We start from the raw sequence: 12,505 nt of genomic DNA, 5'->3' as shown, positions 1-12,505 counted from the left end.
GCCGATCCCCCCAACCCCGCGCCGCGGGGTGTTCACGCGCCGTGGCCCGCCGGGCCCGAGGAGACTCGGGCCGGCCGGACCTGGCGGGGTCGCGTCCGGTCAGCGCTTGCCGGACGGACGGCCCTTGGAGCGCGAGCGGCCGACCGGCTGGTTGCGCGGGCCGACCATGCCGGCCGGGACCTCCTCGCCGTCCTCGGCGCCCTGCGGCGCGTCGGCGGCCTCCGCGGCCTTGGCGTCGGCGGCGCGGCGCTGGGCGACGCGCTTGGCGAGCGCCCGCATCTCCGGGGTCTGCTCCTTGAGCTGCGCGAGCAGCGGGGTGGCGACGCAGATCGACGAGTACGCGCCGGCCGCCAGACCGATGAACAGCGCGAGCGAGATGTCGTTCAGCGTGCCGGCGCCGAGCATGCCGCCGCCGATGAACAGCAGGGCGGCGACCGGGAGCAGGGCGACCACGGTGGTGTTGATCGAGCGCACCAGGGTCTGGTTGAGACCGTGGTTGGCGGCCTCGCTGTAGGTGCGCTTGTTCTGCTTGGTGATGCCCCGGGTGTTCTCCTTCACGGTGTCGAAGACGACGACCGTGTCGTAGAGCGAGTAGCCGAGGATCGTCAGGAAGCCGATCACCGTACCGGGGGTGACCTCGAAGCCCACCAGGGCGTACACGCCGATGGTGATCAGGAGGTCGTGGATCAGCGCGACCAGGGCGGCCAGCGCCATCCGCCACTCGAAGGCGATCGCGAGGTACACGGTGACCAGCACCATGAACACGATCAGGCCGAGCAGGGCCTTCTGGGAGATCTGCTGGCCCCAGGAGGGGCCGATCACCTGGGCGTCGATGTCCTTGGTGGGGACGCCGATCTCCTTGGAGAGCTCCTGGGAGAACGCCGGGCCGCTGATCTTCTCCTCGGAGCTGACCTGGATGCGGATCTTGCCGTCGCCGGTCTTCTGGACCTGCGGGGTGGTGTCACCGGCGATCTTGTTGGCGGCGTCCTGCGCCTGGGAGACCGACAGGCCGGCCTTCTCGACGGTGTAGACCGAGCCGCCCTTGAACTCGATGCCCAGGTGCAGGCCCATCGCCAGGCCGATCGCCGCGACGAGGACGATGACGCCCGAGATGGAGTACCAGATCTTGCGCTTGCCGACGAAGTCGAAGCTGACCTCGCCCTGGTAGAGCCGGTGGCCGATGTTCCGAAGGGACATGGCGTCAGGCCTCCTTGGGGGCGTTGGCGGAGGAACGGCGACGGCTGCCGCGGATCGGCGGGCGGGCGCCGAGCCGCTTGGGGTCGAGACCGGACCAGGGGTGGCCGTTCGCGAAGAACTTCCGCCGCGCCAGCAGGGTGATCAGCGGCTTGGTGAACAGGAAGATCACCACGATGTCGAGCAGCGTGGTCAGGCCGAGCGTGAACGCGAAGCCCTGGACCTTGCCGACCGAGACGATGTACAGCACCGCGGCACACAGGAACGACACGAAGTCGGAGACCAGGATGGTGCGGCGGGCGCGCGGCCAGGCGCGCTGGACCGCCGGGCGCAGCGGGGCGCCGTCGCGGACCTCGTCGCGGATGCGCTCGAAGTAGACGATGAAGGAGTCCGCGGTGATGCCGATGGCGACGATGGCGCCGCAGACGGCCGGCAGGTTCAGCGCGAAGCCGATGCTGCTGCCGAGCAGGCACATGATCGCGTAGGTGAGGATCGCCGAGACGACCAGACCGCCGATGGAGACCAGGCCCAGGCCGCGGTAGTAGACCAGCGAGTAGACGACCACCAGGACGAGGCCGATCGCACCGGCGATCAGGCCGGCCTGCAGCTGGTCGCCGCCGAGCTGCGGGGAGACGGTGGTGACGTCGCTCATGTCGAAGGTCAGCGGCAGCGCGCCGTAGCTCAGCACGTTGGCGAGGCCCTTGGCGTCGTCCTGGGTGAAGCTGCCGGAGATGGTGGCCGAGCCGCCGGTGATCGACTGGCTGACGTACGGGTGGGAGACCACCTTGCCGTCCAGGACGATGGCGAACTGGTTGGCCGGGGAGGCCTGGGTGGCGAGGGTGCCGGTGGTGCTCGCGAAGGCCTTGGAGCCGGTGTCGTTGAACGACAGGTCGACCTGCCAGCCGCCGGCGCGCTGGGTGTCGTACAGGGCCTGCGCCTTGGAGACGTCGGAGCCGTTCACGGCGACCGGGCCGAGCGCGAACTTGTACCAGACGCCCTGCTCCTTGTCGTAGGAGCAGCCGACCGCGTTCTTCTTGGGGTCGGTCTGGTAGTCCTTGCGCTGCTCCGGCTTGGAGCAGTCCAGCGCGGCGAACTGCTGCTGGACGTCGGCGGGGACGGTGCCCTGGGTGAGCGCGGCGGTGAGCTGCTCGGGGCTCAGGCTGGTCGGCGCGGACGGGGTCGCGCTGCCGCTCGGGGCGGCGGCGGCCGAGCCGGAGGCGGTGGCGGACGGCGAGGCCGAGGCGGTCGGGTCGGCCTTCAGCGCGTCGCTGACGGCGCGGCCGGCCTTGCTGGCGCTCGCGGACGGCTTGGCCGACGGGCTGGCCGAGGTGCCGGTCGCGGCCGCCGAGGAGCCGGCGGACGGGCTCGCGGAGCCGGACGGCGAGGGCGAGCCGGTGTTCAGCGCCGAGGGGTCGACACCGGTGGGCGCGAGGGCGACCACGGGACGGAAGTAGAGCTTGGCAGTCGTGCCGATCTGCTCGATCGCCGCCTGCTTGTCACCGCCATTGGGGATGTTGACGATGATGTTGCTGTCGCCCTGGGTCTGGACCTCCGCCTCGGAGACGCCCATACCGTTGACGCGCTTCTGGATGATGCCGGTCGCGATGTCCATGTTGGACTTGTTGATCGCGGCCTTGTCATCCGACTTCGCGGTCAGGGTGACACTGGTGCCACCGGCGAGGTCGATTCCGAGACGGGGCGTCTTGTCGCCCGTCCAGAACATGAGGGCGACCAGGCCGACGGCGACCACCAGGATCAGGGCCAGCGCCCGCCCCGGGTAGCCGTCGCGCTGGCGCGACTTGGGTGTTGCCACCTTGCTCGTTTCTCCCTGTCCATGCCGCCGCGGGCCGCGCCCCGGTCCGGCGCGTGGCGGGACGGGGGACGACGGCGCAGGGCGGCCCTGAGATCATGTGGGCCGGCGGCCGGGTGCCGCACGGCCTGAGTGAGCCCGACCGTACTACTTGGTCTCGGGGGTCTCGCCGTCGGCGGGGGCGCCGTCCGAGTCCTTGGCGAGGCTGAGGGGCTTGTCGGCGTCCTCGGCCTCGATCGGCTCCTCGTCGGCGGGGCGGCCGTTGATGATCGCGTCGTACTCGAGCGGCTCGAGGACGGCGGCGATGGCGCCCTTGGTGTAGTGGGTCACCACGCCCGGGGCGATCTCGAGCTCGACGGTCTCGTCGTTCACCGCCTTGACCTGGGCGTACATACCGCCGATCGTCCGCACGCCGGCGCCCGGCTGGAGGGTCGCCTGCATCGACGCCTGCTGCTGCTGCCGCTTCTTCTGCGAGCGGAACATCAGGAAGATCGCGACGATCGGGAGGATGAGGATGATGAGATTAGCCACAGCCAGGGTCCTTTGCGGGCCGCCTCGCCCGGCGGCCTGGTATACGTCGGCCCGTCGGTCGAGAGGGGCGGTCCGGCGGAGTCTAGGCGACCCGCACTGTACGGACAACGCCAAGCATGCCAGTGTGCCGCCGAAAGTGGCGACCCTTGGCATGCCCTCGTTTTTCGGCTGTCGGTTACAGGCCGTCCGGGAACAAAACCGCCTGGTCCGTCGTCTTCACGCCGCCGGCCTGCGCGGGAGGCGCCATTCCGAGGTGCCGCCAGGCGGCGGCGGTGGCGATCCGGCCGCGCGGGGTGCGGGCGAGCAGGCCCTCCCGGACGAGGAACGGCTCGGCGACCTCCTCGACCGTCTCGGCCTCCTCCCCCACCGCGACGGCCAGGGTGGACAGGCCGACCGGGCCGCCGCCGAACAGCCGCAGCAACGCGTCCAGCACCGCGCGGTCCAGCCGGTCCAGGCCACGGGCGTCGACCTCGTACACGGCCAGGGCCTGCGCGGCGATCTCCCTGCTGACCCGGCCGTCGTGCCTGACCTGCGCGTAGTCGCGGACGCGGCGCAGCAGGCGGTTGGCGATGCGCGGGGTGCCGCGGGAACGGCCGGCGATCTCGGCGGCGCCGTGCGGGTCGATGTCGACGTCGAGCAGGGTGGCGGAGCGGTGGACGACGCGCTGCAGCTCGGCCGGGGCGTAGAACTCCATGTGGCCGGTGAAGCCGAAGCGGTCGCGCAGCGGCGGGGGCAGCAGGCCGGCCCGGGTGGTGGCGCCGACCAGGGTGAACGGGGGCAGCTCCAGCGGGATGGCGGTGGCGCCGGGGCCCTTGCCGACGATGACGTCGACCCGGAAGTCCTCCATCGCCATGTAGAGCATCTCCTCGGCGGGCCGGGACATCCGGTGGATCTCGTCGAGGAACAGCACCTCGCCCTCGCTCAGCGAGGAGAGGATGGCGGCGAGGTCGCCGGCGTGCTGGATGGCGGGGCCGGAGGTGATCCGGATCGGGGCGCCGAGCTCGGCGGCGATGATCATCGACAGGGTGGTCTTGCCGAGCCCGGGCGGGCCGCTGAGCAGCACGTGGTCGGGGGCGGTGCCGCGCTGGCGGGCGGCCTGCAGCACCAGGGAGAGCTGTTCGCGGACGCGCTCCTGGCCGATGAACTCCTCGAGCAGCTTGGGGCGCAGTGCCGCCTCGACCGCCTGGTCCTCGCCGTCGGCGGCCGCGCCGACCAGCCGGTCGGCGCCCGGGCGGTCGGCGGGGTCGGTGTCGTACGGGCTCATCGGGACTGGCTCCAATGTCGACATGACGACTGGTCGTCAGATGGTCAAAGCGTCGGCGGTCGGGGGTGCGGCTGCCCGGTCAGCGGGCCCGGTTCAGGCCGCGCAGGGCGGCCCGGAGCAGGGCGCCGATGTCCGGGACGGCCTGGGCCTCGGCCTCGGGGGCGACCGCGGCCACGGCCTCGTCGGCCTCGCGGGGAGCGTAGCCCAGGCCGACCAGCGCGGCGTGCAGCTGCTCGTGCCACGGGGCCGGGCCGGCCGCGGCGGGCTTCTGCGCGGGCACCGTGCCGAGCGGGGCGCCCAGCTTGTCCTTGTACTCCAGCAACAGTTTGGCCGCCTTGGCCTTGCCGATGCCGGGGACGGCGATCAGGGCCTTCTCGTCGCCGCCGGCGACCGCGGCGCGCAGTGCGTCCGGGCTGTGCACGGCGAGCATCGCCTGGGCGAGCCGCGGGCCGACCCCGGGCGCGGCCTGAAGGATCTCGAACAGGCCCCGCTCGTCGTCGTCGGCGAAACCGTACAGGGTGAGCGAGTCCTCCCGGACGACCAGCGAGGTGGCGAGCCGGGCGCTCTCGCCGAGCCGCAGCCCGGCCAGGGTGTTCGGGGTGCACTGGACGGCCATGCCGACCCCGCCGACCTCGACGACGGCCGTGCCGGCCGCGATGTGGGCCACCGGGCCCTGGACGAAGGCGATCATCGGCGGTACTCCTGACGTGCGGCGGAACGGCGGGCCGGGGGCGCGGCGGGCGCGGGTGCGGCCTTGGCGAGTGCGGCGGCGATCCGGCTCTGGGCGCCGCCGCGCCAGATATGGCAGATGGCGAGGGCCAGGGCGTCCGCCGCGTCGGCCGGCTTGGGCGGGGCGTCCAGCCGGAGCAGGCGCTGCACCATGGCGGTGACCTGCGCCTTGTCGGCGCGGCCCGAGCCGGTGACGGCCGCCTTGACCTCGCTCGGGGTGTGCAGGGTGACGGGGATGCCGCGGCGGGTGGCGCAGAGCATGGCGACCGCACTGGCCTGCGCGGTGCCCATCACGGTGCGGACGTTGTGCTGGGCGAAGACCCGCTCGACGGCGACCAGGTCAGGCGTGTGCTCGTCCAGCCACTGCTCCAGGCCCTGCTCTATCCGCAGCAGCCGCACGCCGATCTCCGCGTCGGCGGGGGTGCGCACCACGCCGACGCCGACCATCCGCAGCGGCAGGCCGGGGGCACCCTCGACCACGCCGACGCCGCACCTGGTCAGCCCCGGGTCCACGCCCAGTACCCGCACTCCGCACCCGTCTTCCGTCTCGTCACCCGTGATCCTCCGCAGGGTACCGGGCGGCACCGACAACGCCCGCGCCACCGCACCCGAACACGCCGCCGCCCGGCAGTCGCGAGACTGCCGGGCGGCGGAGGAGCGGCGGGATCAGGCGTCGAGCTCGGCCATGATCTCGTCGGAGACGTCGAAGTTGGCGAAGACGTTCTGCACGTCGTCGCTGTCCTCGAGGGCGTCGATCAGCTTGAAGATCTTGCGGGCGCCGTCGGCGTCCAGCTCGACCTGCACGCTGGGCACGAAGTTGGCCTCGGCCGAGTCGTAGTCGATGCCGGCGTCGACCAGCGAGGTGCGGACGGCGACCAGGTCGGTGGCCTCGGAGATGATCTCGTAGGACTCGCCGAGGTCGTTGACCTCCTCGGCGCCGTGGTCGAGGACGACCTCGAACAGCTTGTCCTCGTCCACGCCGTCGGCCTTGGGAACGATCACGACGCCCTTGCGGGTGAACATGTAGGACACCGAGCCCGGGTCGGCCATCGAGCCGCCGTTGCGGGTCATCGCGACGCGCACGTCGGAGGCGGCGCGGTTGCGGTTGTCGGTGAGGCACTCGATGAGGACGGCCACGCCGTTCGGGCCGTAGCCCTCGTACATGATGGTCGAGTAGTCCGCGCCGCCGGCCTCGGCACCGGAGCCGCGCTTGACGGCCCGGTTGATGTTGTCGATCGGGACGGAGCTCTTCTTCGCCTTCTGGATGGCGTCGTACAGCGTGGGGTTGCCGGCCGGGTCGCCACCGCCGGTGCGCGCCGCCACCTCGATGTTCTTGATCATCTTGGCGAAGAGCTTGCCGCGCTTGGCGTCGATCACGGCCTTCTTGTGCTTGGTGGTAGCCCACTTAGAGTGGCCGGACATCGCCAGCTCCTTTACGTCGCCAAAGGGAAATGAACAGAGGAGATCTTACCGGTGTCGTCACCGGAGGGTGGCACACGGTCAGCGCGCCGCCCGCCGGACTCAGCGCAGGGCGTCCTCGACCATGCGCACGAAGTACTCGTGCACGCGGTGGTCGCCGGTGAGCTCGGGGTGGAAGGAGGTCGCCAGCAGGCGGCCCTGCCGGACGGCCACGATGCGGCTGTCCGGGCCGTCGGCGGCCGGCACCTCGGCCAGCACCTCGACGCCCGCGCCGACCGACTCGACCCACGGGGCGCGGATGAACACGCCGTTGACCGGCGCACCCTCCAGGCCGCGGAAGTCGATGGCCGACTCGAAGGACTCGTTCTGCCGGCCGAAGGCGTTGCGGCGCACCGTCATGTCGATGCCGCCGACCGTCTCCTGGTCGTCCCGCCCGTCGAGGATCTTGTCGGCCAGCATGATCATGCCGGCGCAGGTGCCGTAGACCGGCATGCCGTCGGCCACCCGGGTCCGCAGCGGGTCCATCACGCCGAAGAGCAGCGCCAGCTTGGACATGGTGGTGGACTCGCCGCCGGGGATCACCAGCGCGTCCACCTCGGCCAGCTCCTCGGCCCGGCGCACCGGGCGGGCGACCGCGTCGGCGGCGGCCAGCGCGATCAGATGCTCGCGGACGTCGCCCTGCAGGGCGAGGACGCCGATGGTCGGGGTGCTGCTGGACACGGTGGTTACCTCTTCGGTCGTGGCGGGGGGACGTGCACCGGCCCGCCGCGCGGACGGGCTGCGGGGCGGGCCGGCGTGGCGGGGGGGGGGGGGCTTACCAGCCGCGGTTGGCGTAGCGCTCGCTCTCCGGCAGGGTGTCGCAGTTGATGCCGACCATGGCCTCGCCGAGGTTGCGGGAGGCGTCGGCGATGATCTTCGGGTCGTCGAAGAAGGTGGTGGCCTTGACGATCGCGGCGGCGCGCTTGGCCGGGTCGCCGGACTTGAAGATGCCGGAGCCGACGAAGACGCCCTCGGCGCCGAGCTGGCGCATCAGCGCGGCGTCGGCCGGGGTGGCCACACCACCGGCGGAGAACAGCACGACCGGCAGCTTGCCGAGCTCGGCGACCTCCTTGACCAGCTCGTACGGGGCGCGGAGCTCCTTGGCGGCGGCGTACAGCTCGTTGTTGTCGAAGCCGCGGAGCTTGGCGATCTCGTTCTTGATCTGGCGCAGGTGGCGGACGGCCTCGACCACGTTGCCGGTGCCGGCCTCGCCCTTGGAGCGGATCATGGCCGCGCCCTCGGCGATGCGGCGCAGGGCCTCGCCGAGGTTGGTGGCGCCGCAGACGAAGGGGGTGGTGAAGGCCCACTTGTCGGAGTGGTTGACCTCGTCGGCCGGGGTGAGGACCTCGGACTCGTCGATGTAGTCGACACCGAGCGACTGGAGGACCTGGGCCTCGACGAAGTGGCCGATGCGGGACTTGGCCATGACCGGGATGGAGACCGCGGAGATGATCTCCTCGATCATGTTCGGGTCGGACATCCGGGCCACGCCGCCGTCCTTGCGGATGTCGGCGGGCACGCGCTCCAGGGCCATGACCGCGACGGCACCGGCGTCCTCGGCGATCTTCGCCTGCTCGGCGTTGACCACGTCCATGATCACACCGCCCTTGAGCTGCTCGGCCATGCCGCGCTTGACCCGGGCGGTGCCGATCTGCGGCTGGTCTGCGGTGATGGGGGTGGTGGACACGTAAGACCTCACTCGAAGATGAACCAGTGCTATCGACTTATCGTAGGCCCGGAACGCCCCTTACCGATGCGCCATACAGTCCACCGGCAAGGTCCGGGCACGACAAACAGTAGCCGTTCAGGCCGGGGCCCCTTCGGGAGTGAGCGCCGCGGGCGGCTCGTCGTCCATCTCGAAAGCCATCGGGAACGGCGCGCGCCCCGCCAGCCGGAAGTACCGCACCAGCCGGTGCTCGCGCACCGCACGGGCCGCCCGCACCGCGTCGTTGTGGAAGCGCCGCGCCATCGGCACCCGGCGCACCGCGGCCGTGAGATCCGTCACGGCCTCCTTGCCGCCCGGTGCCTCCAGCAGCACCGCGACCTGCTCCGGCTCGGCGAACACCGCGCGCAGCGCCAGGCTCAGCTCGCTCTCCGCCACTTCGCGGTGCTCGTCCTCGGCCTGCCGCGCGGCGTGCGAGGCCTCGTACAGCAGCAGCGAGGCGGCCGGGTCGAGCAGCGAGGAGGTGGCCAGCTCCTGCGCCACCGAGGCCCGGCGCACCAGTTGGGCGTCGAGCGAGGCCCGGGCCGCGTCGATCCGCGCGTGCAGGCGGTCCAGCCGCCCCGCCGTCCAGCTCAGATACATCGCGAACAGCACGACGGCCAGGGCGGCCCAGATCCAGGTAGTCACGGCCGGTCAGGCTACAGGGCGGCCGAGCGGTAGACGGCGCCGTCCAGCTCCACGACGTTGACGGCCAGGTGCACCGGCCCGGCGCCGACGTGCCGCTTCAGCAGGTCGAGCACCGCCTCGCTGAGTTCCGTCCGGGTCTCCGGGCTGCGCCCGGCGAGGATCTTCAGCTCCAGGTACACCGTGGCGCACGCCGGGTCGCCGTCGCCGACGAAGGTCTCCTCCGCCGCGCGGAACCGGGTCTTGCACGACTCCACCGTGGTGCCGATCACGGCGGCCACCAGCGGGTGCAGCTCCGCTGCGAAGGCCCGCCGGTCGAAGCCGGGGCTCGGGGAGTGGTCGACGGAGATCTGCGGCACGAGGGCCCCTCTTTCCTGGTCCGTGGTCAGTCCCGGGCGGCGAGGCCGAAGCGCTCCCGCCAGCCCACCCGTTCGTCCTCGGCCACCGGCGGCATGCCGTCGGTGACCGTCTCGTACACCGACAGGATGTCCGCGCCGACCGTCTCCCAGTCGAAGCGGCGGACGTGCCGGGAGGCGGCCTCGCGCAGCTCCAGCAGCCGCGCCGGGTCGCCGAGCAGCTTCACCGCGGCGGCGGCCAGCCCGTCGGCGTCCTCCACCGGGAACAGCTCGCCCGCCCGGCCGCCGTCCAGCACCTGCCGGAACGCGTCCAGGTCGCTCGCCAGCACCGGGGCGCCGGCCGACATCGCCTCGACCAGGATGATGCCGAAGCTCTCGCCGCCGGTGTTCGGCGCCACGTACAGGTCGACGCTGCGCAGCAGCCTGGCCTTCTCCTCGTCGCTGACCATGCCGAGGAACTCGACCTGCGCCCGCACCTCGGGGGCCAGACCCTCCACGGCCTCCTCTCGGTCGCCCTTGCCGGCCACCAGCAGCCGGGTGCCCGGCCGCTCCTCGAGGATCCGCGGCAGCGCCGCGAGCAGCGTCGGCAGGCCCTTGCGCGGCTCGTTGATCCGGCCGATGAAACCGATCGTCGCCGCCGAGTCCGTGCCCCCGAGCACCCCGCCCTGCCAGCGCGGGTCGGGCTCGGCGTCGGCGAAGAAGCGCACGTCCACGCCGTTGGGGATGACCACCGCGTCGCCGCCGAGGTGTTCCACCAGGGTGCGCCGGGCGTACTCGCTGACCGCGATCCGGGCGGACATCTTCTCCAGGCCCGGCTGCAGGATCGGCGAGGCCGCGATCATCGCCCGCGAGCGCGGGTTGGAGGTGTGGAAGGTGCCGACCATCGGCCCGGACGCCGACCAGGCGGCCAGCATCGACAGGCTCGGCGAGGACGGCTCGTGCACGTGCAGGATGTCGAAGCGCCCGTCGTGCAGCCAGCGCCGCACCCGGGCCGCCGACAGGATGCCGAAGCTGAGCCGCGCCACCGAGCCGTTGTAGGGCACGGCGACCGCGCGGCCCGCCGAGACGACGTACGGCGGCAGCGCCGACTCGTCCTCGGCCGGCGCCAGCACCGACACCTCGTGGCCCCGCGCGATCAGGTGCTCCGCGAGGTCGCGGATGTGGAACTGCACGCCGCCGGGAACGTCCCAGTCGTACGGGCAGACGATGCCGATCCTCAACTCCGTGCCCCCTCGCCCGCCTGTGCCGCCCGATCGGTGCCGAGGTCGGCCAGCCACAGCTTCTGCAGCATGTGCCAGTCCTCCGCGTGCTCCCGGATGCCCTGCGCCCACACGTCGGCCAGCGCCTGCACCATCGCCGCGGTGCGCTCGCGCTGCTCGCCCTCGGCGGGCGGGACGATCTCCGGGTGGATCTCGGCCCGCATCACCGGGCCGTCGTACCAGAGCGTCACCGGGAAGAGCGCGGCGCCGGTGCGCAGCGCCAGCGCGGCCGGGCCGGCCGGCATCCGGGTCGGCTCGCCGAAGAAGTCGACCTGCTGGCCTGCCGCGGACAGGTCGCGGTCGCCGAGCAGGCAGACCAGCTTGCCCTGGCGCAGCCGCCGGGCGAGGGTGCCGATCACCGACACGTCGGAGCCGGTCAGCGCCAGCACCTCCATGCCCAGGCCCTCGCGGTAGGCCACGAACCGGTCGAACAGCGACTCCGGCTTCAGCCGCTCGGCGACCGTGGTGAAGGGGTAGCCGCCGGCCGAGGCGATCCAGGCGCCGGCCAGGTCCCAGTTGCCCATGTGCGGCAGCGCGAGGACCGCCCCGCGGCCGGCCGACATCGCCTCGTCGAGCTGTTCCAGGCCCTTGACCGGCATCGCGTCGGCGATCCGCTGCAGGCTCCAGGTGGGCAGCCGGAACGACTCCATCCAGTAGCGCATGTACGAGCGCATGCCGGCCCGGGACAGCTCGCGCAGCCGCGCCTCGTCCGCCTCGGGGTGCACCCGCCGCAGGTTGGCCTCCAGCTGCAGCACCCCCTTGCCTCGCCCGCGCCAGACCTTGTCCGCGATCCGCATGAACAGGGCGCGCGCCGCCCGCTCGGGCAGGTGCTTCACCACCGCCCAGCCGAGCGCGTACAGCCAGTCGACCAACCGGTCCTTCACGCCGCCCCCTCGACTCCCGCCGTCTCCCGGTCGGCCTCCTGGGCCTCCCGCCGCACCGTCAGGATGCGCTGCATCACCGTCACCAGGCTGCCCGCCGCGACCACCCACAGGGCGAACGGCAGCAGCCACTCCACGTACGGCAGGCCGAACGCGTGGAGCCCCGCCAGACCGGCCGCGACCAGGCTGATCACCAGCCGCTCGGCCCGCTCGACCAGCCCGGAGACGTCCACCGGGAAGCCCAGGCTCTCACCACGGGCCTTGGTGTACGACACCACCTGGCCGCTTGCCAGGCAGAACACCGCAACGGCGCAGAGCAGGTCGTTGTTCCCGGTGCCCGCGTACCACATCGCCAGACCGCCGAAGATCGCCGCGTCGGCGACCCGGTCCAGCGTGGAGTCCAGGAACGCGCCCCACTTCGAGGAGCGCCCGGCCTGGCGGGCCATGTTGCCGTCGACCAGGTCGGAGAAGATGAAGAGGGTGATGATGATCGTGCCCCAGAAGAACTCCCCGCGGGGGAAGAACACCAGGGCGCCCGCCACCGAGCCGGCCGTGCCGATCAGCGTCACCGCGTCGGGGCTGACGCCCCAGCGCAGCAGCATCGCGGCGAACGGCGTCAGAACACGTGTGAAGAAGGCACGCGCGTATTTGTTGAGCATGGCCTTCCCGACCGCTC

General features: G+C 72.2%; 14 protein-coding genes. All 14 read right to left on the bottom strand.

Annotated features, from left to right (window positions below; translation table 11 throughout):
* Positions 1-99 precede the first annotated feature (99 nt).
* Complete coding sequence (secF, locus tag AB0M03_RS28610; protein WP_363496121.1) at positions 100-1,197, bottom strand: protein translocase subunit SecF; 1,098 nt, start codon at positions 1,195-1,197, stop codon at positions 100-102.
* 4 nt (positions 1,198-1,201) lie between these two features.
* On the bottom strand, positions 1,202-2,917 hold the full coding sequence (secD, locus tag AB0M03_RS28605; RefSeq protein ID WP_363496130.1) for a protein translocase subunit SecD: 1,716 nt from the start codon (positions 2,915-2,917) through the stop codon (positions 1,202-1,204).
* 234 nt (positions 2,918-3,151) lie between these two features.
* Positions 3,152-3,535: a preprotein translocase subunit YajC gene (gene yajC / locus AB0M03_RS28600; protein ID WP_363496118.1), complete on the bottom strand. Its 384-nt coding sequence runs from the start codon at positions 3,533-3,535 to the stop codon at positions 3,152-3,154.
* 175 nt (positions 3,536-3,710) lie between these two features.
* On the bottom strand, positions 3,711-4,799 hold the full coding sequence (ruvB, locus tag AB0M03_RS28595; protein ID WP_363496115.1) for a Holliday junction branch migration DNA helicase RuvB: 1,089 nt from the start codon (positions 4,797-4,799) through the stop codon (positions 3,711-3,713).
* Between the two features lie 79 nt (positions 4,800-4,878).
* The gene (gene ruvA / locus AB0M03_RS28590) at positions 4,879-5,490 is read right to left on the bottom strand and encodes a Holliday junction branch migration protein RuvA (RefSeq protein WP_363496112.1); all 612 of its coding nucleotides are present in this window, start codon (positions 5,488-5,490) and stop codon (positions 4,879-4,881) included.
* Positions 5,487-6,056, bottom strand: a complete 570-nt coding sequence (ruvC, locus tag AB0M03_RS28585; protein ID WP_363496109.1) for a crossover junction endodeoxyribonuclease RuvC — start codon at positions 6,054-6,056, stop codon at positions 5,487-5,489. The genes ruvA and ruvC overlap by 4 nt, the downstream gene beginning before the upstream one ends.
* 138 nt (positions 6,057-6,194) lie before the next feature.
* Positions 6,195-6,950, bottom strand: a complete 756-nt coding sequence (locus AB0M03_RS28580; protein WP_363496106.1) for a YebC/PmpR family DNA-binding transcriptional regulator — start codon at positions 6,948-6,950, stop codon at positions 6,195-6,197.
* 99 nt (positions 6,951-7,049) lie between these two features.
* Positions 7,050-7,667: a pyridoxal 5'-phosphate synthase glutaminase subunit PdxT gene (gene pdxT, locus AB0M03_RS28575; protein WP_363496103.1), complete on the bottom strand. Its 618-nt coding sequence runs from the start codon at positions 7,665-7,667 to the stop codon at positions 7,050-7,052.
* A 94-nt stretch (positions 7,668-7,761) separates the two neighbouring features.
* Positions 7,762-8,673: a pyridoxal 5'-phosphate synthase lyase subunit PdxS gene (gene pdxS, locus AB0M03_RS28570; RefSeq protein WP_263102457.1), complete on the bottom strand. Its 912-nt coding sequence runs from the start codon at positions 8,671-8,673 to the stop codon at positions 7,762-7,764.
* A gap of 117 nt (positions 8,674-8,790) precedes the next feature.
* On the bottom strand, positions 8,791-9,336 hold the full coding sequence (locus tag AB0M03_RS28565) for a hypothetical protein (RefSeq protein ID WP_363496100.1): 546 nt from the start codon (positions 9,334-9,336) through the stop codon (positions 8,791-8,793).
* An 11-nt stretch (positions 9,337-9,347) separates the two neighbouring features.
* Positions 9,348-9,692: an isomerase gene (locus tag AB0M03_RS28560; RefSeq protein ID WP_363496097.1), complete on the bottom strand. Its 345-nt coding sequence runs from the start codon at positions 9,690-9,692 to the stop codon at positions 9,348-9,350.
* Between the two features lie 26 nt (positions 9,693-9,718).
* Positions 9,719-10,909 carry a glycosyltransferase family 4 protein gene (locus AB0M03_RS28555; RefSeq protein ID WP_363496095.1) on the bottom strand — a complete coding sequence of 397 codons (1,191 nt, stop codon included), beginning with the start codon at positions 10,907-10,909 and terminating at the stop codon, positions 9,719-9,721.
* Positions 10,906-11,832 (bottom strand): phosphatidylinositol mannoside acyltransferase, encoded by a 927-nt coding sequence (locus AB0M03_RS28550; RefSeq protein WP_363496092.1) that lies wholly within the window; start codon positions 11,830-11,832, stop codon positions 10,906-10,908. The genes AB0M03_RS28555 and AB0M03_RS28550 overlap by 4 nt, the downstream gene beginning before the upstream one ends.
* Positions 11,829-12,488, bottom strand: coding sequence for a phosphatidylinositol phosphate synthase (pgsA, locus tag AB0M03_RS28545; protein ID WP_363496090.1), 660 nt, complete (start codon positions 12,486-12,488; stop codon positions 11,829-11,831). Before pgsA ends, AB0M03_RS28550 begins: the two co-directional genes overlap by 4 nt.
* Between the last annotated feature and the right edge of the window lie 17 nt (positions 12,489-12,505).

This window comes from Kitasatospora sp. NPDC051914 (assembly GCF_040680995.1).
Lineage (GTDB): Bacteria > Actinomycetota > Actinomycetes > Streptomycetales > Streptomycetaceae > Kitasatospora.
Note: the sequence above shows the minus strand (reverse complement) of the source record. Positions and strands in the feature narration are given on the sequence as shown.

Coding starts and splice junctions, on each gene's coding strand:
- secF (WP_363496121.1), bottom strand. CDS start 1,197: ATGTCCCTTCGGAACATCGGCCACCGGCTCTACCAGGGCGAGGTCAGC.
- secD (WP_363496130.1), bottom strand. CDS start 2,917: ATGTTCTGGACGGGCGACAAGACGCCCCGTCTCGGAATCGACCTCGCC.
- ruvB (WP_363496115.1), bottom strand. CDS start 4,799: ATGAGCCCGTACGACACCGACCCCGCCGACCGCCCGGGCGCCGACCGG.
- ruvA (WP_363496112.1), bottom strand. CDS start 5,490: ATGATCGCCTTCGTCCAGGGCCCGGTGGCCCACATCGCGGCCGGCACG.
- AB0M03_RS28580 (WP_363496106.1), bottom strand. CDS start 6,950: ATGTCCGGCCACTCTAAGTGGGCTACCACCAAGCACAAGAAGGCCGTG.
- pgsA (WP_363496090.1), bottom strand. CDS start 12,488: ATGCTCAACAAATACGCGCGTGCCTTCTTCACACGTGTTCTGACGCCG.